This window comes from Pseudomonas sp. B1(2018) (assembly GCF_003097365.1).
Taxonomy (GTDB): domain Bacteria; phylum Pseudomonadota; class Gammaproteobacteria; order Pseudomonadales; family Pseudomonadaceae; genus Aquipseudomonas; species Aquipseudomonas laurylsulfatiphila.
In genome coordinates this window covers 472318-496156 of the sequence record NZ_PYUK01000002.1, presented here as the reverse complement: position 1 = coordinate 496156, position 23839 = coordinate 472318, and the positions used below count along the sequence as shown (strand labels likewise).

23 protein-coding genes and 1 pseudogene are annotated in these 23839 nt (G+C 59.6%); 7 read left to right on the top strand and 17 right to left on the bottom strand.

From position 1 onward, the window contains the following. Positions 1-47 precede the first annotated feature (47 nt). Positions 48-251: a twin transmembrane helix small protein gene (locus C9422_RS04780; RefSeq protein WP_102702117.1), complete on the top strand. Its 204-nt coding sequence runs from the start codon at positions 48-50 to the stop codon at positions 249-251. A gap of 33 nt (positions 252-284) precedes the next feature. Here C9422_RS04780 and C9422_RS04775 read toward each other — a convergent pair whose 3' ends face one another. The 4 genes from C9422_RS04775 to coxB form a co-directional block, all read right to left on the bottom strand. Then, the gene (locus C9422_RS04775) at positions 285-1172 is read right to left on the bottom strand and encodes a cytochrome c oxidase subunit 3 (RefSeq protein WP_007969818.1); all 888 of its coding nucleotides are present in this window, start codon (positions 1170-1172) and stop codon (positions 285-287) included. Positions 1173-1197: 25 nt separating this feature from the next. Continuing rightward, on the bottom strand, positions 1198-1749 hold the full coding sequence (locus C9422_RS04770) for a cytochrome c oxidase assembly protein (RefSeq protein ID WP_116579860.1): 552 nt from the start codon (positions 1747-1749) through the stop codon (positions 1198-1200). A gap of 138 nt (positions 1750-1887) precedes the next feature. Continuing rightward, positions 1888-3480: a cytochrome c oxidase subunit I gene (gene ctaD / locus C9422_RS04765; protein ID WP_007969820.1), complete on the bottom strand. Its 1593-nt coding sequence runs from the start codon at positions 3478-3480 to the stop codon at positions 1888-1890. Positions 3481-3562: 82 nt separating this feature from the next. Then, complete coding sequence (gene coxB, locus C9422_RS04760) at positions 3563-4690, bottom strand: cytochrome c oxidase subunit II (RefSeq protein WP_007969821.1); 1128 nt, start codon at positions 4688-4690, stop codon at positions 3563-3565. A 369-nt stretch (positions 4691-5059) separates the two neighbouring features. Here coxB and C9422_RS04755 point away from each other — a divergent pair, with 369 nt between their 5' ends. After that, complete coding sequence (locus C9422_RS04755) at positions 5060-5710, top strand: hypothetical protein (protein WP_116579859.1); 651 nt, start codon at positions 5060-5062, stop codon at positions 5708-5710. A 109-nt stretch (positions 5711-5819) separates the two neighbouring features. Here C9422_RS04755 and C9422_RS04750 read toward each other — a convergent pair whose 3' ends face one another. The 3 genes from C9422_RS04750 to C9422_RS04740 form a co-directional block, all read right to left on the bottom strand. Continuing rightward, the gene (locus tag C9422_RS04750; protein WP_116579858.1) at positions 5820-7346 is read right to left on the bottom strand and encodes a SulP family inorganic anion transporter; all 1527 of its coding nucleotides are present in this window, start codon (positions 7344-7346) and stop codon (positions 5820-5822) included. A gap of 90 nt (positions 7347-7436) precedes the next feature. Further along, positions 7437-8168 carry a carbonic anhydrase gene (locus tag C9422_RS04745; RefSeq protein WP_007969824.1) on the bottom strand — a complete coding sequence of 244 codons (732 nt, stop codon included), beginning with the start codon at positions 8166-8168 and terminating at the stop codon, positions 7437-7439. 244 nt (positions 8169-8412) lie between these two features. Next, positions 8413-9471, bottom strand: coding sequence for a PA0069 family radical SAM protein (locus C9422_RS04740; protein ID WP_116579857.1), 1059 nt, complete (start codon positions 9469-9471; stop codon positions 8413-8415). A 208-nt stretch (positions 9472-9679) separates the two neighbouring features. On the opposite strand from C9422_RS04740, the gene C9422_RS04735 reads away from it, so the two are divergent. Beyond that, the gene (locus tag C9422_RS04735; RefSeq protein ID WP_116579856.1) at positions 9680-9985 is read left to right on the top strand and encodes a hypothetical protein; all 306 of its coding nucleotides are present in this window, start codon (positions 9680-9682) and stop codon (positions 9983-9985) included. 221 nt (positions 9986-10206) lie between these two features. Then, entirely contained in the window at positions 10207-10851 is a 645-nt protein-coding gene (locus tag C9422_RS04730) for a dual specificity protein phosphatase family protein (protein WP_178082410.1), read from the top strand. A gap of 205 nt (positions 10852-11056) precedes the next feature. Here C9422_RS04730 and C9422_RS04725 read toward each other — a convergent pair whose 3' ends face one another. Both C9422_RS04725 and prlC read right to left on the bottom strand, forming a co-directional pair. Continuing rightward, entirely contained in the window at positions 11057-11344 is a 288-nt protein-coding gene (locus C9422_RS04725) for a YheV family putative zinc ribbon protein (protein ID WP_007969831.1), read from the bottom strand. Then, a complete protein-coding gene (gene prlC / locus C9422_RS04720) occupies positions 11341-13392 on the bottom strand; it encodes an oligopeptidase A (protein WP_116579854.1) in 2052 nt (683 codons plus the stop codon). The genes C9422_RS04725 and prlC overlap by 4 nt, the downstream gene beginning before the upstream one ends. Before the next feature lie 88 nt (positions 13393-13480). Here prlC and C9422_RS04715 point away from each other — a divergent pair, with 88 nt between their 5' ends. From C9422_RS04715 to C9422_RS32470, 3 genes and pseudogenes are all read left to right on the top strand, one after another. After that, positions 13481-14026 carry a gamma carbonic anhydrase family protein gene (locus C9422_RS04715; RefSeq protein ID WP_056726737.1) on the top strand — a complete coding sequence of 182 codons (546 nt, stop codon included), beginning with the start codon at positions 13481-13483 and terminating at the stop codon, positions 14024-14026. A 26-nt stretch (positions 14027-14052) separates the two neighbouring features. Beyond that, entirely contained in the window at positions 14053-14700 is a 648-nt protein-coding gene (locus C9422_RS04710; RefSeq protein ID WP_116579853.1) for an HAD family hydrolase, read from the top strand. A 35-nt stretch (positions 14701-14735) separates the two neighbouring features. Next, a pseudogene (locus C9422_RS32470) lies at positions 14736-14813 on the top strand (outer membrane lipoprotein carrier protein LolA); the annotation flags it as partial. A gap of 18 nt (positions 14814-14831) precedes the next feature. Here the strand turns inward: C9422_RS32470 and C9422_RS04705 are convergent. From C9422_RS04705 to C9422_RS04665, 8 genes are all read right to left on the bottom strand, one after another. After that, positions 14832-15458 carry an ABC-type transport auxiliary lipoprotein family protein gene (locus C9422_RS04705; protein ID WP_116579852.1) on the bottom strand — a complete coding sequence of 209 codons (627 nt, stop codon included), beginning with the start codon at positions 15456-15458 and terminating at the stop codon, positions 14832-14834. Beyond that, entirely contained in the window at positions 15455-16393 is a 939-nt protein-coding gene (locus tag C9422_RS04700; RefSeq protein WP_116579851.1) for an MlaD family protein, read from the bottom strand. Before C9422_RS04700 ends, C9422_RS04705 begins: the two co-directional genes overlap by 4 nt. Before the next feature lies 1 nt (position 16394). After that, positions 16395-17198 (bottom strand): ABC transporter ATP-binding protein, encoded by an 804-nt coding sequence (locus tag C9422_RS04695; protein ID WP_007969839.1) that lies wholly within the window; start codon positions 17196-17198, stop codon positions 16395-16397. Then, positions 17195-18343 carry an ABC transporter permease gene (locus C9422_RS04690; protein ID WP_116579850.1) on the bottom strand — a complete coding sequence of 383 codons (1149 nt, stop codon included), beginning with the start codon at positions 18341-18343 and terminating at the stop codon, positions 17195-17197. Before C9422_RS04690 ends, C9422_RS04695 begins: the two co-directional genes overlap by 4 nt. Positions 18344-18397: 54 nt before the next feature. Continuing rightward, positions 18398-19426 carry a DUF5924 family protein gene (locus tag C9422_RS04685; protein ID WP_116579849.1) on the bottom strand — a complete coding sequence of 343 codons (1029 nt, stop codon included), beginning with the start codon at positions 19424-19426 and terminating at the stop codon, positions 18398-18400. 246 nt (positions 19427-19672) lie between these two features. Continuing rightward, the gene (locus C9422_RS04680) at positions 19673-21049 is read right to left on the bottom strand and encodes a pitrilysin family protein (RefSeq protein WP_116579848.1); all 1377 of its coding nucleotides are present in this window, start codon (positions 21047-21049) and stop codon (positions 19673-19675) included. Between the two features lie 56 nt (positions 21050-21105). Beyond that, positions 21106-22764, bottom strand: a complete 1659-nt coding sequence (locus C9422_RS04675) for a Na/Pi cotransporter family protein (RefSeq protein ID WP_116579847.1) — start codon at positions 22762-22764, stop codon at positions 21106-21108. 293 nt (positions 22765-23057) lie between these two features. After that, positions 23058-23825 carry a TerC family protein gene (locus C9422_RS04665; protein WP_102669504.1) on the bottom strand — a complete coding sequence of 256 codons (768 nt, stop codon included), beginning with the start codon at positions 23823-23825 and terminating at the stop codon, positions 23058-23060. Positions 23826-23839 lie beyond the last annotated feature (14 nt).

Genomic DNA, 23839 nt, shown 5'->3' with positions numbered 1-23839 from the left:
CGATAGCTATACTCAAGTCCATCGCTTATCCCCCCCGGAGTCCCACCATGCTCAAAGCAGCCATCGTCCTGATGCTGATTGCCACGGTTGTCAGCCTGTTCAGCGGCCTGTTTTTTCTGGTCAAGGACGACAGCAGCTCAAACCGCCTCGTCATTGCCTTGAGTGTGCGTGTCACGCTGGCCGCCATTACCCTCGGTCTGATCACCTGGGGGTTTTTCAGCGGCCAGCTGGTGTCCCACGTGCCGTGGTAGCTCAAAGCTTCAAGCTTTTAGCTTCAAGCTGCTTCAAAGCACATAGACAAAAACGAACAACCCGATCCACACCACATCCACGAAGTGCCAGTACCAGCTCGCCGCTTCGAAGCCGAACTGGTGCTCGCTATCGAAGTGCCCGCGCATGACCCGCATCAGCATCACGAACAAGATGATGGTGCCGATGGTCACGTGGGCGCCGTGGAACCCGGTGAGCATGAAGAAGGTCGCGCCGTAGATGCCCGAACCCAGGGTCAGGCCCAGTTCGCGGTAGGCGTGCATGTACTCTTCGGCCTGGAAGGTGAGGAATGCACAGCCCAACACTACGGTGAGCGCCAACCACAGCTTCAGTGCGCCGCGATGGCCCTTTTTCAACGCGTGGTGGGCGATGGTCACAGTCACGCTGGAGCTCACCAGCAACACGGTGTTGAGCAGCGGCAGGCCCCAGGGGCTGATGACCTCCTTGGGCGGCGGAAATAGTTTCGAGTCGGGGTTGTCCAGCAGCGGCCAGGTGAACTGGAAGCTCGGCCACAGCATGTGCGCGATGCCTTTGGCACCTTCACCGCCAAGCGCCGGCCCGGAGATGTGACGCACATAAAACAGTGCGCCGAAAAAGGCGATGAAGAACATCACTTCCGAGAAAATGAACCAGCTCATGCCCCAGCGAAACGACCGATCCATTTGCGCGCTGTACAAGCCGCCGCGACTTTCCTTGATCACCGTGCCGAACCAACCGAACAGCATGTAGGCCAGGAGTAACCCGCCGACGAAAAAGATCAGTGGCCCGTGGGATTCCGGGCGCGCCGCTTTCAGATCGTTGAACCAGGTGGCCAGGCCAAACACCGTGACGAACATGCCAACCGTGGCGATGATTGGCCATTTGCTCTGGGCCGGTACGTAATAATGTTCATGAGTTGCCATTTATTGTTCTCCTTATCGGGCACGCTCAGCCGCCAGTGTTTACAGCTACCGGTGGATGTCGGGCGGTGATATCGAACAGCGTGTAAGACAGCGTCAGGTGCTTCACATCCTTGGGCATGTCACGGTCAACGATGAAACGTACCGGCATCTCGATCCGTTGACCGGGCTGCAGCACTTGCTGGGTAAAGCAGAAACATTCGGTCTTGTGGAAGTACGCCGCCGCGGCGCTTGGCGCGATGCTCGGCACGGCCTGGGCACTCATCGGCTTATCGGTGGGGTTGTGGGCGATGAAGATCATCTCGTTCACCGCCCCCGGGTTAGCGGTCAGCTCGTCATGCTTGGGGTAAAAATCCCATGGCATATCGGCGGTATTGGTCGACAGGAACTGCACACGCACCTGCCGCGAGGTGTCGACCGTCTGCTCCCCCTCGTACTGCCCGGCGGTCTTGCCATTGATGCCGAAGGCCTTGCACATCACGTCGTAGATCGGCACCAGCGCAAACCCGAACACAAACATTGCCCCCACTACCAGCAATAGACGGGTGACCAGTTTCTTCAGCGAAATCGAGTCAGCCATGATTGCAAACCTCTACACCAACCCCTGTAGGAGCGAGCCCGCTCGCGAAAAATCGGAGAACGCCGCGGGGCATCAGGCTTCCAGCGTTATCGTTGACGACCATCGCGAGCGAGCTCGCTCCTACAAAGGGGCAGGCGTTCATTTCACTTCCGGCGGCGTGGTGAAGGTGTGATACGGCGCCGGCGACGGGATGCTCCACTCCAGGCCTTCAGCCCCATCCCACGGTTTGGCCGGTGCCGGCGGGCCGCCGCGAATGGTCTTGATCACGATGAACAGGAAGAAAATTTGCGTGGCCCCGAACATGAATGCGCCGATCGACGACACCATGTTGAAGTCGGCGAATTGCAGGTTGTAGTCCGGAATCCGTCGCGGCATGCCCGCCAGTCCCACGAAGTGCATAGGGAAGAAGGCCAGGTTCATACCGATGAACGACAGCCAGAAATGCAGCTTGCCGAGGGTTTCGTCGTACATGTGGCCGGTCCATTTCGGCAACCAGTAGTAGGCCGAGGCGAAGATCCCGAAGATCGCCCCCGGTACCAGCACGTAATGGAAGTGCGCGACCACGAAGTAGGTGTCCTGGTACTGGAAGTCCGCCGGGGCGATGGCCAGCATCAGTCCGGAGAAACCGCCGATGGAGAACAGGATCACGAACGCCACGGCAAACAGCATCGGTGTCTCGAAGGTCAACGAGCCCTGCCACATGGTGCTGGCCCAGTTGAACACCTTCACGCCCGTTGGTACCGCAATCAGCAGGGTGGCGTACATGAAGAACAGCTCGCCCACCAGCGGAATGCCGACCACGAACATGTGGTGCGCCCAGACGATGAACGACAGGAACGCGATACTCGCCGTGGCGTAGACCATCGAGGTGTAGCCGAACAGCGGCTTGCGCGAGAAGGCCGGAATGATCGAGCTGACGGCGCCGAAGGCCGGCAGGATCATGATGTACACCTCGGGGTGGCCGAAGAACCAGAACACGTGCTGGAACAGCACCGGGTCACCGCCACCGGCGGCGCTGAAGAAGCTGGTGCCGAAGTGGATGTCCATCAGCATCATGGTCACGCAACCGGCCAGCACCGGCATCACCGCGATCAGCAGGAACGCGGTGATCAGCCAGGTCCAGACGAACAGCGGCATTTTCATCAGCGTCATGCCGGGGGCGCGCAGGTTGAGGATGGTGGCGATCACGTTGATCGCACCCATGATCGAGCTGATCCCCATCAAGTGAATGGCGAAGATGAAGAAGGTCACGCTTTCCGGTGCATAGGTCGTCGACAGTGGCGCGTAGAACGTCCAGCCAAAGTTCGGCCCGCCACCGGGGGTAAACAGGGTCGAAACCAGTAGCAGGAACGCCGCCGGCAACAGCCAGAAGCTGAAGTTGTTCATTCGCGGCAGGGCCATGTCCGGCGCGCCGATCATCAGCGGGATCATCCAGTTGGCGAGGCCGACGAAGGCCGGCATCACCGCGCCGAAGACCATCACCAGACCGTGCATGGTGGTCATCTGGTTGAAGAATTCCGGCTGGACGATCTGCAGCCCCGGCTGGAACAACTCGGCGCGAATCACCATCGCGAACGAGCCGCCGAGCAGGAACATGGAAAACGCAAACCACAGGTACAGGGTGCCGATGTCCTTGTGGTTGGTGGTCAGCACCCATCGCATCAGGCCTTTGGCGGGGCCGTGGGCGTGGTCGGTGGCGGTATGAACATGTTCATCGATTACAGCAGTCATGTCCTGTCTCCTGCAAACAGATGGGCTGGGCAGGTCGGGATGCGTAGCCCCGACCGGTTCCTTACGTGCGCAATAGACTGGGTCATTTGCTTTCCGCCTGTTTCAGCTCCAGCACTTCTTTTGGCGTGACCATGTCGCCCTTGTTGTTGCCCCAGGCGTTACGTTCATAGGTCACGACCGCTGCGATATCGACTTCCGAGAGCTGTTTGCCGAACGCGGCCATGGCGGTGCCAGGCTTGCCGTGGAAGACAATGCTCAGGTGACCTTCTTTCGGTCCGGTGGCGATTTTCGAGCCCTTGAGTGCCGGGAACATCGGCGGCAGGCCCTGGCCTTCGGCCTGGTGACAGGCCACGCAGGTAGTGTGATAGACCTTGTCGCCGCGCTCCTTGAGCTCGTCGAGGGTCCATTCCTTGCTGGTCAGCTCTTTGAGCTGCGCGGCCTCGACCTTGCGATCGGCCAGCCATTTTTCGTAATCGGCCTTTTCCTTGACCTCGACCACGGTCGGCATGAAGCCGTGATCCTTGCCGCACAACTCGGCGCACTGGCCACGGTAGATGCCGGGCTTGTCGATGCGGGTCCAGGCTTCATTGACGAACCCGGGTATCGCATCGCGCTTGACCGCGAAAGCCGGCACCCACCAGGAGTGGATCACGTCGGCGGAAGTCACCAGGAAGCGCACTTTGGTGCCGACCGGCAGCACCAATGGCTTGTCGACCTCGAGCAGGTAGTGCTCGCCCTTGGCTTCCTTGTTGTGGATTTGATCCTGGGGGGTGGTCAGGTTGCTGAAGAACTCGACGTCCTGGCCCAGGTATTTGTAGTGCCACTTCCACTGGTAGCCGGTGACCTGGATATCGATCTCCGGCTCGCTGGCGTCGTACATCTTGATCAGGGTCGCGGTAGCGGGAACCGCCATGGCCACCAGGATCAGGAAGGGCACGATGGTCCAGAGGATTTCGACGGTGGTGCTTTCATGAAATTTGGCGGCCACCTGCCCGGTCGAGCGGCGGTGGAGAATCATCGACCAGAACATGGCACCAAAAACGATGATGCCGATCACCACACAGATCCAGAAAATGGTCATGTGCAGGTCGAATACTGCGTGACTGATTTCAGTCGCTCCAGGCGCCATATTCACAGTCCAGGCCGCTTGCGCCTGACTGAAAATCGACCACAACAGGAGGCCCATCCAGACATGTGGATGTCGCATCATTGCGGGTTCCCCTTATCGTTCTTGTTATCCCGCCGGCTTTCACCTGCGGCAAGGGAGCGGCTGCATCAGACTACGAACTTGAGCACCGGGCCTTGCTGCATATGCAGTCGGGCGTCATCAGCTAACTCCATTCCACCCCGAGTATAGACAGCACCTCCGACCTCGCAATGCGAAGGCGTAAATCATCTGAAACAGCATTAACTTGCATTGCAGGGCACGAATGGAGAAGGATGCAGACGAATGGTGGCAAACCGATATAACGGGGCCGTCTCAAGGATGAAATAATTATGACAAATGCGTCTTAGCATTTTTCGTAAGCCAGCTAAGTTATGTCTTCCCTATTTCATTGCCTTGTTTCCTGGAGTTTTCATGAACACCGCCGCATTGCGCGAGCAGATCCAAAAAGCCCAACACCACGAAGCCGAGACCGGCCTGCTGACGCGTCAGCTGGAAAGTAAATTGCCTCATCTGCACCCGGCGATCCAATTGCCGGAGGCCGATACCAACGGCGTATTGACGCGATTTGTCGCCGCCTACATCGAAGAAGTGCCCGATCTGCTGGATGCAGCCAATGAAGTCGCCAGGGAAGCGGGCATCGAGTCACAGATCAAACCGGTGCTGAAAATCGCCGAGCAGTACTTCCTCCAGCCTCCAGCCATCATGGCCGGCCATGTCGGGCTCGACAGCCTGTTGGATGAAGCCTATCTGGCGCACCGGTTTGTCGAAGAGGTCAACGACCTGTACATCAAGCATTTCGGCCAGCCACTGATCCCCTTGGACATGACTGTCGCCAACCTGATTGCTCACCAATTGATCGGTGAGTCGTTCGCCAACCAACTGGACGAAGTGGTGCATCACGCCATCGACGAGATGCTCAACGACGAAAGCTTCGCACTGGAGTCGGTGGAAGCCTACCGCGAGAAGCTCAACAGCCCGGACACCGGCGCCGCATGGAAACGCTGGCCGTGCATGTCCCGCCGCCTGGGCGTAGGCCTGGAGCTGGATCAGCCGGCTGCCTGATCCTTGAAACCTGTGGGAGCGGGCTTGCTCGCGAATGCGGCGTGTCAGTCGACATAAACGTTGAATGATTGACCGAATTCGCGAGCAAGCCCGCTCCCACACAGGTACCTCAGCCAGTCGCACCGACGCCGCTATTCGTCCGCACCCGCCCCTCAAGCCGACGCTTCAACCCTCGCGACTCAATCAACAGCTTCGAACCCTTGCCCGCATTGGCTCGTCCCCATTCCTCCAGCAACTCCAGGCACGAGTGATCGATGTAGCTCAGGTTATTGAGCGGCACATGCACCGTCGTACCCACCGGAATGCTGCCCAGCACCTGGGTCAGCGCCGGTACTTTGAGGAAGGTCGCCGCGCCCGTCAGGCGCAACTCCATTTCCCCTTCCCGAGGCAGGTCGATCAGGCTGATCTTCAAGCGCGAAGCTTTCAGTGCCAGTTTCACCAGGGTCAGGCCAAAGCCAATCAACACGCCCGTCAGCAGGTCGGTAAAAACGATGGCCAACGCGGTTGCCGCGTAAGTGAACATCGGCGCCCGACCATACCGGCCCAACCCCCGAAAGACCTTGAGATCCACCAGTTTGAAGCCGGTGTACACCAGCACACCCGCCAGGCTTGCCACCGGAATGCTTTGCAAGACGCTGGACAGCAACAGCACGAACGCCAGCAGCCACAGGCCGTGGAATATGGTCGAAAACCGCGTGGTTGCCCCGGCCTGGACATTCGCCGAACTGCGCACGATAACGCCGGTCATCGGCAATGCCCCAAGCAGACCACACAGCATGTTGCCGATACCTTGCGCCGACAATTCCCGGTCAAAGTCCGAGCGCTGGCCGCTGTGCATGCGATCAACCGCCGCGGCTGAGAGCAAGGTTTCGGCGCTGGCGATAAAGGCCACGGCAAACGCCGCAATCAGCAATGTCGGATCGGCGAGGTTGAGCAGGTCCGCCGGCTTCAGCCAATCGATAGCCTCCGCCAGGTTGGCCGGTACCTCAACCCGTTTGACCTGCAACGCCAGCACCAGGCTGGCAAGCGTGGCCAGACCGACACCCAGTAGCGCTCCAGGAATGAAGCGCAGGGATTGCGGACGGAATTTTTCCCACAGCCACATGACAGCAATCGTCGACAGACCGAGCAAACCGGCTTGCCAGCCAAACGTGGGCAATGCCTGAGCCAGCGCCGCCGGGAAGGCTGCCAGGTTATCGAGGCCCGAGGGTTTGGGTACGGCATCCAGCATGACATGCACTTGGGACAGGACGATCAGCACACCAATCCCGGCCAGCATGCCGTACACCACCGCAGGCGCCGTCACCCGAAACCAGCATCCCAGCTTCAATCGACCCGCCACCAGTTGCAGCAAACCCGCCAGTAACAGGATGGGCCCAAGCATGGCGATACCATGTTGGCGGACCAACTCGAAGACCAGAACCGCCAGACCCGCCGCCGGGCCACTGACTTGCAGCGGCGAGCCGGCCAACCAGCCGACCACCAGACCGCCGATGATGCCGGTGATCAGGCCTTTGGCGGGTGGCAGCCCCGAGGCAATAGCGATGCCCATGCAAAGGGGCAGGGCGACAAGAAACACGACCACCGAAGCCAACAGCTCCCGTGGCAGAACAGCTTTGAGTCGAGCAGCACGCATGATGAGTCTCCCGAAGTTTTCTTCAGGCATGGCAAAGCCAGGCTGCCTGAACGGCAGCCTCGGCTAAACCACACAACGATTTAGGAGGAGTTAAAAGCGCGCTTTGGGCGTCGCCACGGGAATTGGCAGGCTGCCATTGAGCGGCAGGAAACAGCCTTGATCGGCGTCGTACGCTTTGATTTCGCTGGTTTCGATGTTGTAGACCCAGCCGTGGATAAACAGCTGACCGTTGGCCATGCGCGAGGCAACCGACGGATGAGTACGCAGGTGCTGCAATTGGGCGATCACATTTTCCTCGGTGAGGATGTGCATGCTTTCGCTTTCGTTAGAGCAGTTGCAGTTCTCCTGCACCATGGTCTTGGCCACTTCGGCATGACGCAGCCAGGCTTTGACCGTGGGCATTTTCTCCAGACTGTCCGGATTGAGTACCGCGCGCATGGCGCCGCAGTCGGAATGCCCGCAAATGATGATGTGATGCACCCCCAGGGCCAGTACGGCGTACTCGATGGCCGTGGAGACACCACCGTTCATTTGTCCGTAAGGCGGCACAACGTTGCCGACGTTACGGGTCACGAACAGGTCGCCCGGGGAGCTTTGTGTGATCAGTTCAGGAACGATGCGCGAATCGGCGCAGGCGATGAACATCGCTCGTGGCCGCTGGGCCGTGGCGAGTTTCTTGAAGAGCTCTTCCTGCTGAGGAAAGATCTCGTGATGAAAATGCAAAAAGCCATCAACGATATGCTGCAACGCTGCATCGGCGGTTTCGGCCTCGGGTTGGGCTGAAGCCGACGCAGCCAACGGCTGTTTATCCTTGTCACTCATCAATTCATCCTCGTTGGCGGGCTCAGGGAGTCATCCCGTGCGGTCCGGTGTGAAGCCAGTGGCTGGTTAAAAAACATCCAGGCCAAACATCTCGACCCATCAGTCACTCGATGAACAAGGTAGCGGCCGAATCTTAATTGAAACTGAATAAAACGCTCTAGAATGCGTGTTCCAGATCACAAAAAACGTGACCCGCCTAAGGCGCGAGCGCGATCTTCAGTACTCAACCATAGGTCAATTGTCCTCAAATCAACGACATTTGGCGACCGGGCGGACAGAAGGCATTGCAGTCCAGGTCAAAGCCTTCCCGGTGATTGAGCCCCAGGCGCTTGATGGTTTTGGCAAAGCGCTGTGCCAGCAGGTCGGCGAAGGGACCTTCGCCGCGCATTCGGGCGCCAAAGCGGCTGTCATAGAGTTCACCGCCACGGCTCTGGCGAATCAGGCTCAGCACATGCGTCGCCCGTTGCGGATAGTGGGCACCCAGCCATTCTTCGAACAACGGCGCCACCTCCAGCGGCAAGCGCAGCATCATGTAGGCGGCACTCTGCGCCCCGGCCGAATGGGCCTCGGTTAGCAGGCTTTCAAGCTCGCTATCGTTGATCATCGGGATCATCGGTGAACACAGAACGCCGACCGGGATACCCGCCTCGCGCATCACCCGGATCGCCCGCAACCGCGCCTTGGGCGCTGCGGCGCGGGGTTCGAGGATGCGCTTGAGTTCGTCGTCCAGGGTGGTCAGGCTGATCATGACCGCCACCAGTCTTTGGCTGGCAAGCTCGGTCAGCAGGTCCAGATCACGAAGAATCAGCGATCCCTTGGTCACGATGGTCACCGGGTGCCGATAGCGCAGCAGCACCTCAAGGGTCTTGCGAGTGATCTGGTATTCGCGCTCGATCGGCTGGTAAGGGTCGGTGTTGGAACCGAGGTTGATCGGCGCACATTGATAGCCACGTTTGGACAACTGCTCCTCCAGCACATCCACGGCATTGGTCTTGGCAATCAGTTTTGTCTCGAAATCCAGTCCGGGCGACATGTCCCAATAGGCATGGCTGGGGCGCGCATAGCAATAAATGCAACCGTGCTCGCAACCGCGATAGGGGTTGATCGAGCGATCGAAGGGCAAGTCCGGCGACGTGTTGCGGGTGATGATGGTTTTCGCCGTTTCAATGCGCACCTCGGTGCCTTGGGTGAGCGGTACTTCCTGGTACCAGCCGTCGTCTTCGGCCACCGAATGACTGGGGGCGAAACGGTTGTGCGGGTTGGTCGCAGTGCCGCGGCCCCGGGGAGGAAATGGCGTGTGCATGAAAAACACCCGATAACTGTATGCGCATACAGTACATCGATCAAAGCCACTCGACCAGCGCCGTTCGGCACTATCTGATTATTTGTCATGCACGCTTGCGTGATGCAACCGGGAGAAACATATAAAGCCTGGATGTTGCGACAAAACTGCATGTACCATTTTTTCGCTGCAAAACATAAACACCGATATTCTATAAAAGGATTTATTTATGTCGTTTTTTAATCGCCGCGGTATTTTTTTGCAAAAACTTGGACCGACTGTAGTTGACCCCGATGAAGTACTGGTATCGATGCAGTTCGCACTCAAGGAAGAAGGCTGGGATGAAGAAAACTCGGTCGCGACCACCTCTTTGCTGGACTCCACCACGCTGATTGCGTCCTCATACGACGGCGGCCAGACATTTAATATTGGCAGTGTCGACAAAGATATTGATGGTAACGGGACCATCAATTCCGATGATAAGGAAAAACTGCTGGCTCTGGCCAAAGCGTACGCCGGCATTGCGAAACCTTGAACCAAAGGTCTAGGCAAATATATTGTGATTAATCAGGTCCGGTCGAAGTTAATAATCGATCGGGTTTGATTTTTTATCGCCTATAACATTGTTCTTTCAATGAACGAGGCTCGAATCCCGTCAGCTTCACGATTCTTTGACGGTCCGCTCACAGGCCTTTGACCGTGCCTGCCTGATCCTTGCCAGCATCTTCCCGTCCCTTTCAGAACGGTCGCTCAAGCATGCCTCTATCACGTTTTTTATCTGCAATATGCCTGTCGCTGGTCACACTCGTTAACCTGACACCGGCATTTGCTGACGACAGCGCGATGCACCGTCCAGCAGACTGGGCTCAACCGATCGAGAAGCAATACAACCTCTTTCAAATGTCGCCAACCCTCTACCGCAGCGCCTTGCCGGACAAGGACGCGATGCCGTTGCTGGAGAAACTCAAGGTCGGCACGGTGATCAACTTCCTGCCTGAAGCAGACTCCAGTTGGCTGTCCACGCCAGGCATCACGCAAGTACAACTGCCTTATCGCACCAACCATGTGGATGATGCCGATGTGCTCAAGGCCCTGCGCGCCATCCAGTCTGCCGAAGCCAAAGGCCCGGTGCTGATGCATTGCAAACACGGCTCTGACCGTACCGGCCTGATGGCGGCCATGTATCGGGTGGTCATCCAGGGCTGGAGCAAGGAAGAGGCCCTGAACGAAATGACCCAGGGCGGCTTTGGTGACAGTACCCACTTCAAAGATGGCATCCGCTACATGATGCAGGCCGACGTCGAAAAACTGCGCACGGCCCTGGCCAATGGCGATTGCAGCACCAGCCCGTTCGCCGCTTGCTCGATGAAGAGCTGGTTCAAGTCCGCTCATATCGAATAAAAAGGTTCTTCACGTAATTCCGGGAAACTGTAGGAGCTGCCGAAGGCTGCGATCTTTTGATCTGGATCTTCAGAAATCTCCAGATCGCAAAAGCAAGGTCAAAAGATCGCAGCCTTCGGCAGCTCCTACAGATATTTCGTAATCTGTGCCGTGATGAACCTAAAAAAAGCCCCCGTTGCATGGAGCAACGGGGGCTTTTTTTCACTCAGTGCTGTTCGTCGGGCTTTTTCTTCAGCTTCGGATTCGGGAAGAACTGAACCGCCTGAACCTTGGTGTCCGGGGCTTTGGGTGCGGTGGTGTTGACCCGCGTGCCAAGCTCCTTGGGCACCGACAGCCCTTGCTCATTGAGTGTGTCGGAGTAACCGCAGGCCACGCACTCCCGGTGCGGGACCTGGTCTTCGTTCCACATCATCAACTTGTCCGGCTCGCTGCATGCCGGGCAGACCGCCCCGGCGATAAAGCGTTTTTTCGTAATCACAGGTCCCTCACTCATGCTGCCGCGTCCTCACTCAGGCCGCTGTGGCGCAAGAGTGCGTCAATCGATGGCTCACGGCCACGGAAGTCGACGAACAGCACCATTGGCTCCTGGGAACCGCCACGGGCGAGGATCGCTTCGCGGAAGGCACGGCCGGTGTCGGCGTTGAGCACGCCTTCTTCTTCGAACTTCGAGAACGCATCGGCCGAGAGCACTTCAGCCCATTTGTAGCTGTAGTAACCCGCGGCATAACCGCCGGCGAAGATGTGCGCAAAGCTGTTGGGGAAGCGGTTGTAGGCCGGCGGACGCATCACCGAGACCTCGTCGCGCACGCCTTCGAGCACTTGCAGCACGCTGCGGCCGTCGCCATGGGTTGCGTGCAATTCGAAGTCGAACAGCGAGAACTCCAGTTGGCGGACCATCATCAGGCCGGACTGGAAGTTTTTCGCCGCGAGCATTTTCCCGAGCAAGTCCTGAGGTAGTGGCTCGCCGGTTTCGTAATGACCGGAAATCAGCGCCAGGCCTTCCGGCTCCCAGCACCAGTTTTCCATGAACTGACTTGGCAGTTCGACGGCATCCCAGGCCACACCGTTGATGCCGGACACGCCAGCATGCTCGACGCGGGTCAGCAGGTGATGCAGGCCGTGACCGAATTCATGGAACAGGGTGGTGACTTCATCGTGGGTCAGCAGCGCAGGTTTACCGCTGTCAGCCGGAGTGAAGTTGCACACCAGGTTCGCCACCGGGCTTTGCAGCACGCCGCCAGCCGTGCGGCGACGGTCGCGGGCGCCATCCATCCAGGCACCACCGCGCTTGTTGGCGCGAGCGTAGAGGTCGAAGAAGAAGCGGCCGACGTGCTGGCCGTTTTCCTTGATTTCGAACAGGCGGACATCCGGGTGCCATGTGTCGAAGCCTTTGAGTTCGGCAATCTCGATGCCGTACAGGCGCTGGACGATGGCGAACAGGCCGCTGAGCACCTTGTCGATCGGGAAGTAGGCACGCAGGGCTTCCTGAGCCACGCTGTAACGTTGTTCACGGAGTTTTTCGCCGTAGAAACCGCTGTCCCAGCTTTGCAGGTCCGGGCAACCTTGCTCGGCCGCATAGGCCTTGAGCTGTTCCAGATCCTGGGCGGCGAACGGCTTGCTGCGCTTGGCCAGGTCGCGCAGGAAGCTCAGCACCTGATCGCTGGATTCGGCCATTTTGGTCGCCAGGCTCAGCTCGGAGAAACTGCTGAAACCCAACAGCTTTGCCAACTCCTGGCGCAGGTCGAGGATTTCTTCCATGACCGGGCCGTTGTCGTTCTGGCCGGCATTCGGCCCCTGGTCCGACGCACGGGTGCAGTATGCCGCGTAGACTTCTTCGCGCAGTGCGCGGTCCTGGGCGTAGGTCATCACCGCGTAATAGCTCGGGAATTCCAGGGTGATCAGCCAGCCGTCCAGGTCCTTGGCCTGTGCCGCGGCAGCCATTTGCGCCTTGGCCGAATCGGTCAGGCCGGCGAGGGCGGCTTCATCGGTGACGTGTTTGGTCCACGCCTGAGTGGCATCGAGCAACTGGTTGGAGAAACGGCTGCCCAGTTCCGACAGCTTGCTCTGCACTTCGGCGTAACGTTTCTGTTCGGCTTCCGGCAGGTCGATACCCGACAGACGGAAGTCACGCAGGGAGTGTTCCAGGATAGTTTTCTGCGCCACGTCGAAACCGGCGGCTTCAGGACTGCCGGCCAGGGCTTCGAAGGCCTGGAACAGCTCGCGGTTCTGGCCCATTTCGGTGGAGTAGGCGCTCAAGGCGGGCAGGCAGGACTCGTAGGCTTCACGCAGTTCGGCGCTGTTACACACGGCATTGAGGTGGCTGACCGGGCTCCAGGCGGCACCCAGGCGGTCGTTGAGTTCGTCCATCGCCAGCACCAGGCCGGCCCACGTTGGCTGCTTGGCCTGGGTCTTGAGGATCTCGACAATGGCGGCGCGGTTGTCAGCCAGGATCTGTTCAATGGCCGGTTGTACGTGTTCGGCGCGGATGGCGGAGAACGGCGGCAGGTCATAGGACTGCAAAAGAGGGTTGTTCACGCTCACGGTTGATACCTTGGCTGGAGAAACATGCAGCCATCTTAATTACAATCGACGTTCACCGCAGCTATCAGCAACAGAGAGAAACCCTATCGTGAACCTTCGCAAGTATCAGAACCACACGCCGCTGCTGGGTAAAGGCGCTTTTGTCGATGGCTCGGCGGTGGTGATCGGCGACGTCGAAATCGGCGAAGACAGCTCGGTCTGGCCGCTGACGGTGATCCGTGGCGACATGCACCGCATCCGCATCGGCGCGCGCACCAGCGTGCAGGATGGTTGTGTGTTGCACATCACCCACGCCGGTCCGTTCAACCCCGATGGCTTTCCATTGCTGATCGGCGATGACGTAACCATCGCCCACAAGGTCATGCTGCATGGCTGTTCGGTGGGCAGCCGGGTGTTGATCGGCATGGGCAGCATCGTCATGGACGGCGCCGTGGTCGACGATGACGTGATCATCGGCGCTGGCAGCCTGGTGCCACCGGGCAAGCATCTGCAAAGCGGCTTCCTGTATGTGGGCAGCCCGGTGAAACAGATTCGCCCGCTGACGGACAAAGAGCGCGCCTTTTTCACCTACAGCGCGGCGAACTACGTGAAGCTCAAGGACCTGCATCTGGCCGAAGGCTACGACCAGCTTTGACCTGGCTCCCTTATTCAGGACTCAACATGCATTACCAAACCGTTTTGTTCGACCTCGATGGCACCCTGACCGACCCGCGCGAGGGCATCACCCGTTCGATCCAGTTCGCCTTGGGCAAACTGGGTATCGATGAACCGGATCTGGGCAAACTCGAACACTTCATCGGCCCGCCACTGTTGCAGGCTTTCATGCAGTTCTACGACTTCGATGAAGCCAGGGCCTGGGAGGCGGTGAATTTTTACCGCGAACGCTTCAAGGTCACCGGACTCTACGAGAACCGCGTGTTCGACGGCGTCACACCGCTACTGGAAACCCTGAGCGGACAAGGCCGGCAGCTGTACATTGCGACCTCGAAACCCTGGGTGTTCGCCCGTGAAATCGCCCGGCATTTCGATTTTTCCAGGCACTTCAAGGTGATTTACGGCAGCGAACTGGACGGCACCCGGACCAACAAGGTCGATCTGATCGCTCACCTGATGGCCGAAGAAAAGCTGGACCCGGCCAATACCTTGATGATCGGCGACCGCAAGCACGACCTCATCGGCGCGCGCAGCAACGGCCTGGATGCAGCGGCGGTGGGTTACGGGTTCGGCAGTCACGAAGAGCTGAGCGCCGAAGCGCCGGCGTATCACTTTGAAACGCTGGCAGAGTTGCATCAGGCGTTTTTGCGCTGATACGACGTCTCCCTGTAGGAGCGAGCCTGCTCGCGATGGTCGTGAACGATAACGCTGGAAGCCTGACGCCCCGCGGCGCTCTCAGGTTTTTCGCGAGCAGGCTCGCTCCTACAAAGGAATTGCGCAGGCCTTCATGGCCGTGGTGGTGGCGCCAGTTTCTGTCCTTGCTCCACCGCCCAGTTCACCACCTGCGTGGTCAACTGATCATTCGCCTGACCGAACCCGACCACCACCGCCGGGACCTGCACATCGCTCAACGGCTGGCGCACTTCGAAGCGGCGACTGGCGAGGATTCGCTGGTCGTAACTGCGCACCAGCAATGCATCCAGACGCACGACCACGCTGGCATTCGGGCCCTGGTACTCAGTCTGGAACGCCTGCAGGCTGCCGCCCAATTCAAGATCGGTCTGGAAAATGCTGTCATCAGTGCTCAGCAGTATCACCCGTCCGTCATGTTGGAAACCTTGCAGCAGGCGATTGCGCACCAGCACCGGCGCCGGGTCGCTCCAGCGCGAGCCCTTGTAGTGGCTGATCACGTCGCCCTGAGGAATGACTGCAATGTTCGGACTGTTCAACGCTTCACTGGACTGGAACTTGGTCAGGCGTAGCGACCAGTGCTGCGGCGTGCCATGGCTGGCCGGCGTGCTGCTCTGGGCTGAGGGCAATCGATAGACCTCGAAAAGCTCTGGCTTGGGCAGGATCGAGCACGCGCCGATCAGCGTGAAGCCAGCGAGGAGGGCGATCCGAATCAGCTTCATGGCGTGAATTCCTTGGTCTTGTCACTGCCCAGCAGGTAACCGCTGGGGTCGGCCTCCAGACGTTTGGTAATGACGCGCAACGAGGACAGGGTTTCGCGCATCTCGCGCACGGCCGGGCCCAGGCCATTGAGGCCTTGCATGCCGCTGTTGAGCGAATCCTGATTGGCGCTGATCAGTGTGTTGAGGGTGGCGCTGCTTTCCTGCAGCGACTTCATCGCCTGCTCGGCGCTGCCCAGCGCTTCCTTGCCATGCTCGTTGAGCAGCCCGTTGGCATTGCGCATCAGCGTCGTGGTCTGCTCCAGCATGTTGTTGGCCTGTTTGCCCACCGAAGCCAGTTGTTGCATGGCCTGGCGGATATCGCCGCGCTGATCGGCGATGGTTCCGGTGGTTTGCTCCAGATGCTCCAGGGTGTTGCTGATGCGCGCGATGTTTTCCGTGGAGAACATCAGGTTGGCGTTATGCATCAGCGTGCTCACACCGGCCATCAAGTCTTCGCTGTCATTGAGCAGGCGGGCGATGGGCGAGGGCGAGGCGACTATGGTCGGCAGGTTGCCGTCCTTGCCCTTGAGCGTCGGGCTCTGTGGCGTGCCGCCGCTGAGCTGGATGATCGAGGTCCCGGTGACGCCGGTCAGGGCCAGTTTGGCCTGGGTGTCTTCCTTGACCGGGGTATCGCCGGCCAGGCGGATTCGCGCCAACACCCGGCGCGGGTCTTTCGGGTCCAGGCGCAGCGAGATCACATCGCCGACCTTGATCCCGCTGTACTGCACTGAACTGCCCTTGGACAAACCGCTGACCGCCTCGTTGAATACGACCTCGTAGTCCTTGAACTCGGTGTCGACACTGGACTTCGCCAGCCACAGACCGAACAACAGCGCGGCCGTCACCACAATCACGGTGAACAGGCCGATCAATACATGATGGGCTCGGGTTTCCATGTCAGACCTCGTTGAGCTGTTGGGCGGCCGTCAACGCCGCGCGGCCGCGAGGGCCATGGAAGTATTCGTGAATCCACGGATCGTTGGTTTCCGAGACCTTGTCGATGGCGTCCGCCACCAGCACCTTTTTCTGCGCCAGCACCGCCACCCGGTCGGTGATGGTGTAGAGCGTGTCGAGGTCGTGGGTCACCAGAAAGACACTCAGGCCCAGGGCATCGCGCAGGGTCAGGATCAATTGGTCGAACGCGGCAGCGCCGATCGGGTCGAGACCGGCGGTGGGCTCGTCGAGAAACAGGATGTCCGGGTCCAGCGCCAATGCCCGGGCCAGCGCGGCACGCTTGATCATGCCGCCGGACAGCGACGCGGGGTACTTCTCCGCCGCCGACAGCGGCAACCCGGCCAAGGCCATTTTCACCGCCGCCAGATGCTCGGCGTCGCTGCGGCTCAAGCCGGCGTGCTCGATCAGCGGCAGGGCAACATTCTCGGTCACGGTCAGCGAAGAGAACAGCGCGCCTTTCTGGAACAGCACACCGAATCGCCGCTCCACCAGCGAGCGCTCGTGCTCGGACAAGCTTGGCAGGTTCTTGCCGAAGACTTTCACCACCCCTTCGCTGGGCTGGCGCAGCCCGACAATGCTGCGCAGCAGCACCGATTTGCCGCTGCCGGAGCCGCCGACCACGGCGAGGATTTCACCCTTGTACAAATCCAGATCGAGGTTTTCGTGCACGCTCTGGCTTCCAAAGCGGTTGCACAGTCCACGGACTTCAATCACCGCCTCGGAAGGCGCTCTGGGGATACGACTCACCAACCCATCTCCATGAAAAACATCGCGGCGACCGCATCCATCACGATCACCACGAAAATCGACTGCACCACACTCGACGTGGTGTGCGCGCCGACAGACTCGGCGCTGCCGCTGACCTTGAAGCCTTCTAGGCAACCGATGGCGGCGATGAGGAAGGCGAACACGGGCGCTTTGACGATCCCCACCAAAAAGTGCTGTACGCCGATGTCCGTTTGCAGCAGCGACAGGAACATCGCCGGCGAGATATCCAGCGCCACCGCGCAGACCACGGCACCGCCGATAATCCCCGACAGCATCGCCAGAAAGGTCAGCATCGGCAGGGCGATCAGCAACGCCAGGACCCGCGGCACCACCAGCAACTCCACGGGGTCGAGGCCCAGGGTGCGGATGGCATCGATTTCCTCGTTGGCCTTCATCGAACCGATTTGCGCCGTGAACGCACTGGCGGTGCGCCCGGCCATCAGGATCGCGGTCAGCAACACACCGAATTCGCGCAGGAAGGCAAATCCCACCAGGTCCACGGTGAAGACCGTGGCGCCGAAGGTGGCCAGCACTGTCGACCCGAGGAACGCCACGACGGCGCCCACCAGAAAAGTCAGCAACGCAACGATGGGCGCGGCGTCGAGACCGGTCTGTTCGATGTGGGCGATCATCGGCGTGACGCGCCAGCGCTTGGGACGGAACAAGCCGCGGACGATGGTTTCGATGATCAGGCCAACGAAACCCAGCAGTTGCAGGGTGTCCTGCCAGACGGCGTCCACCGCCCGACCAATGCGGGTCAGCAACTGAATGGAAACGCTGATTTCCGGTTCCTTGATCGGTACGCAGAAATCGGTCAACGAACAGTAGACGGTTTGCAGCAACGCCCGATCGGCGGCGGAGAGTGTGCAATCAGGATGTTCGGCGGAGCGACCGAGGCGCTCGGAGCCGAGCAGTTCGACCAACAGCGAGGCGCCAGCGGTGTCGAGGGCGCCGAGACCATTGAGGTCGATAGGGGTGTTGGCGTCGTACTGGCCGTGGAGTTTTTCGCTCACCAGCTTGAGGTCAGCGTAATGGGCAAGCGTCCAATCGCCCGTCACCCGCAACCGTGCAGGGGTGAGCGACGTGTCCAACTGGGCGTTGCCGGCCATCGTGCTGCTGATCATAAGCTCCGTGCTTGTTCAGTGATTACGCAGCTCTACGTAATAGCACGAACCGTACTACTTTTCTTTGATCGCTGTGCTGTCCGTGACCTTGAAACGCAGCACGCCGATGACCTGGCCATCTTCGGTCAGCACCCGGACCTGCCATTTGCCGGCCGGGTTGCCCGGGAAATTCTGCTTGTGGGTCCAGGCACGGTAACCTTCCTTGCGCCCGCCGTGAATATCCAACGGGATGCGGTCGACTTCTTTGCCGTTGAACTGCCAGACGTGATAAATCCGCTCGTCCAAACCCCGCGGGGCATTGATCGCGGTGTAGGCATAAAGCCCGCCATTGCGAATCTGCTCGGCGCTGACTTCCTCGAGGCTGGCGCCAGGCGTTCGGTCCTGCATTTGCGTACTGATGGCCACATCGGTCATCCACAGCGTCGCCGGTGGGACCCACGAGCGCAGCTCCCACCCGACGGCGCCAATGCCCAGAGTGATACTCAAAATCGCCAGCGCGCTGCGCAGGGTACGAATCGGGAAGATCGACGCCAGGCTCGGGAACGACAGCAGCACCGAGATACCCAGCGCCCATTTGAAACTTTGCGCGGTGGTCAGGTGCATGATCACCGGCAACGCGGTGAGCAGCGCGGCGAACAGGGTCAGGGTGTGCAGGGCCAGAAACGCCCAGCGTCGTGGCGCCAGCCACTTGTAGTACAGCGGGTCGATGATCGAAATCAGTGCCGCGACGCCCAGCAGCCCGGTGAAAAACAACTGGCCGCTGTTCCACGTCGTGGTGATGAAGAAGAACGGCAGGACAAAGAACAGGCTTTCCTGATGGATCATCTGCGTTGCGTAACGCAGCAAGGGTTCCGGGATTTCGCGCTTGAAAATGCGCGCGAACAGCTTGGTCAGGCTGTTCTCCAGCATCAGCCAGATCCAGCTGATCAGCATGATGGTGGTGATCCAGCTCGCCAGGCCTTGCTGGCGATCGACCAGGATGAAGCTGCCTACCCCGGAGATGAAACCAGCGAGCGCAATGACCCCGGGGTAGCGCTTCATCAATTCGAGGATGCGCTGTACGAAACGGGTCAGGTTTTGCATTCGGCGGTTTCACAGTGGTTGTAGGAAAAAACCTCGACAGAGTACCGCTGGTGTGGCGCTGTGGCGAGGGTTCACGGTCAGTGACACCACGCCCCCTGTGGGAGCGAGCTTGCTCGCGATGGCGGCGGATCAGTCAACTTTGATGTTGAATGACATGGCCTCATCGTCGGAACGCCGCCCGGAGCAAGCTCGCTCCCACAGGGGGATTGTGTTTCCCACAGGGAGTTTTCTTGCCAAACAGAGTGGTTACTTCCTGCGATGCAAACGCCAGCCCACCAGCATCAACACGATCAAGCCCACCCCACCAACCACCAACCACATCAACTGGTCATAGCTGAACAACGGCTTTTCGATCCGCAAATACCCCGGCTGCAACAGCAGTTCACGCACCGCCTTGTTCGCCTCTTCCAGCGTCACCCCCTGCAGCTCCCTGGCCGGATTGGTGAAGCGACCGTCCTCGTAGTCGCCGATGGCACTCCAGTAGTAGTCGGCCAACGCACTGTTGCCTTGTACGGCCCAGGCCTGCCGGGCGATCGCGGCCTGCTTCAGGCGGTTGAAGGTGTCGGCATTGAGGCCGTCCCTGAGCAGTTCGGCCTTCAAGTCATCGAGCACTTGTTCGGCCTCGGGCACGTCGTCGCGTTCAAGGTCGGCATTGAGGCTCATGAAACCCACGCCGCCGAACACTTCGCGTTCCGCCCACGGGCCATAGGACAAACCATGAGCCAGGCGCAGTTGGCGATAGAGCGCCCAATCCAGATAGTCCTTGAGTAAATCGAAGGTTTGGTCGTGACCGTCTTCCAGCACCGGCTCCGGTACCAGCCAGTGCAACTTGGCGCCGTTGCCGACCAGACCGTGGGGCAAGGTGCGCTCATGGGCGGCGCTGGCCCGGATTTGCGGCAGCGGCGGATGCTCGCCGGGGGTGATCGCTTCCAGCGCGCCATACGCCCGCTCCAGATAGGCTGGCAGCAACTTGTCGAGGTCGCCGACCACGATCAGGGTCATGTTGTTCGGCGCATACCAGTCCTTGCGCACCTGCTCCAGTTGTTCACGGGTCAGGCCATCGACTTGCGCACGCTCCGGGCATTTGAGGCCCAATTCGACGGCCAATTGGTTGCTGGCTGTGTGGCCGAGGTCCTGGCGATCGAGCCAGCGTTGCAGGTGCGAGTAGTGACCACCGTCTTCACGCTCGACCACCTGCTTGGCCGCGTTGATGGCGCTGTCGTCGAAGCGGGTCTGGGTCAGCAGCGCCAGCAACAGGTCGAGTACCTTGCGCTGGTTTTTCGCCGGGGCCTCAATGACAAAAGTCGTATCGGCATTGCTGGTGAAGGCATTCCACTCACCGCCCAAGGCCTGCATGCGCTCCTCCAGGCCACCTTCGCCACTGGCGTCGATGCCGCTGAAGAGCAGGTGTTCCAGCAAATGCGGCAGTTCCTTTTCTTCACAGCCGAAATCATCCAGGCCAACGCCGACCACCAGCCGGATCGCCACATGCCCGCGATCAGTGCCGGGTTTGAGCATCAACTGCAAGCCATTGCGCAGCGTGTAGCCCTCGACCTGAAAGCGATCCAGGGCGAATGACGGGAGTGAACCAAGCAACAGGCAGGCGAACAACAGACAACGCATAACAAGCTTCCATACGACCAGCGTAAGTTCAACAGACTTCAGGCGACTGTGGACGTTCAGGGTGAATGAGTGATGTCGCTCAAATCGTCGACCACCAACGCACCGGTGTCCGATGTTTCCAGCACCACGTAGGCACTGCTGCAAAACAGCGAATTCAGACGCTTCATGTCGGCGATCAGCTCCAGGTGCAACGAGCTGGTTTCGATACTTTGCACGATTTTACGTTGCAAACGGCTGACATGAGCGTGGGCCAGGCGCCGTTCCTGTGCGCGGAAACGACGTTTTTCACGCACCAGTTGGCGCGCACTTTCCGGGTCACCACTGAGAAACACCGACATCCCGAGCCGCAGGCTGGAAATCAACTGAGTGTGCAGTCCGGTCAGTTCGTCCAGCCCGACTTCGGAAAACGACCGGCGCTGCGAGGTTTTCTGCTGCTGAATCTTGCGCAGCATGCGTTCGATCAAGTCGCTGGAGAGCTTCAGGTTGATGGCCAACTCAATGATTTCCGCCCAGCGCCGGCTGTCCTGATCGCTGAGGTCTTCCCGGGGCATTTGCGCCAGGTACAGCTTGATTGCGCTGTAGAGCGCTTCGACATCGTCGCACAGGCGGCGGACTTCCTGGGTGACGGCGGTTTGCTTGCCACGCAACACGTCGAGCATGGCTTCGAGCATGTTGTCGATCAGGTCGCCCATGCGCAAGGTTTCCCGGGCCGCGTTGGCCAGCGCCAGACCGGGCGTGACCAAGGCCGTGGGGTCAAGATGCCGGGGCTTGGCCGTGCCGTTGGCCTGTGGATGCTCCGGCAGCACCCAGGCACAAAACCGGGCCATCGGTTCGAGGCTGGGCAGCAGGATCAGGCAACGCACGGTGTTGTAGAGCAGGTGAAAGCCAATGACCATTTCCTGAGGGCTGAAATCCAGGCCATCGAGCCAGTGCACCAGTGGGTCGAGCACCGGAATGATCAATAAAAGACCAATCATTTTGTACAGCAGGCTGCCCAGCGCCACTTGGCGTCCGGCGGCGTTCTGCATGCTGGTGCTGAGGAAGGCGAGTATGCCGCTGCCGATATTGGCGCCGATCACCAGCCCGATGGCCACCGGCAGGCTGATCACATTGGCACCCGCCAGGGTCGCTGTCAGCAGCACGGCGGCCAGGCTGGAATAGGAAATCATCGCGAACAGTGCCCCGACCAGGGCGTCGAGCAGGATGTCGCCAGTGAGTGAGGCGAAAATTACCTTCACTCCTTTGGCGTGGGTAATCGGATGCGCCGCCTCGACAATCAGTTGCAACGCCAGAATGATCAACCCCAAGCCAATGGCAACACGGCCCAACTGCCCGAGTCGGGTCTGTTTGCGCGACAGAAAGAAAATCACCCCGACAAAAATCAGCAATGGCGACAGCCACGACAGATCGAACGTCAGCACCCGCGCCATCAGCGCCGTACCGACGTCCGCACCCAGCATGGTGGCCAGCGCCGGGGTCAGCGCCATCAGGCCCTGGCCGACAAAGGAGGTGACGAGCATGGCAGTGGCGTTGCTGCTCTGGACCATCGCCGTCACGGCGATCCCGGAGGCGAACGCCAGCCAGCGGTTGGCCATGTTATGGCTGATGACATGGCGCAAATTGGTGCCGTAGACCCGCAGGATGCCGGTTCGGACGATGTGCGTGCCCCAGATCAGCAGGGCCACGGCGGAAAGCAAATTGAGCAGGGTGAGCATAATGACCCCCTGTGGTGTAGCGCCCCAAAGGAGCAAGTTAACAGTGCCGCGCGACGTTCTACGTTCTGTACTTAAGCTGTAGTTGGCTAACGGTCTGCGCGCCAGCATCGCACAGCCAAAGAAGGGATTGAAACAAAACTGTCATGAAAACGGCGATCTTCCAGCCACACAAAGCACTGTGGGAGCGAGCTTGCTCGCGATGAGGGCATCAGATCCAACATCGATGTTGACTGACGGACCGCCATCGCGAGCAAGCTCGCTCCCACAGGTTTTGCGTATTTAGCGCTACCGGGTTACTGGCCCGGAATGTCCTTGCGCAGCTTTACCGGATCCTGCTGTTTCTTCTTTTTCGCGATGGCCGTGCGCATCCTGATGTTGATCGCTTCCACCGCCAGCGAGAACGCCATGGCGAAGTAGACGTAGCCTTTTGGCACGTGCACGTCGAGGGATTCGGCAATCAGCACGGTACCGACGATCAACAGGAACGACAGCGCCAGCATCTTCAGCGACGGGTGCTTGTCGATGAACTCGCTGATGGTGCCGGAAGCCCACATCATCACCAACACCGCCACGATGATCGCCGCGACCATGACCGGTACGTGGGAGACCATGCCGACCGCGGTGATGACCGAGTCCAGCGAGAACACGATGTCGATGATCGCGATCTGGATGATGGTGTAGAGGAAGTTGCCGCCCTTGCCCGAAGGCTCTTCGTTGGTTTCGTCTTCACCTTCCAGGGCGTGGTACATCTCTTGCGAGCTCTTCCACAGCAGGAACAGACCACCGAAGAACAGGATCAGGTCACGTCCGGAGATGCCCTGGCCGAACACGACGAACAGGTCGGCGGTGAGGCGCATGACCCAGGTGATCGACAGCAGGAGCAGGATTCGCGTGATCATGGCCAGCGCCAGACCGAAAATCCGGGTGCGCGCCTGCATATGTTTGGGCATGCGGCTGACCAGGATCGAAATCATGATGATGTTATCGATGCCCAGAACGATTTCCAGGGCGGTCAGGGTAAAGAAGGCAACCCAGATTTCAGGGTTGGTCAGCCATTCCATGTGTATTCCTTTGA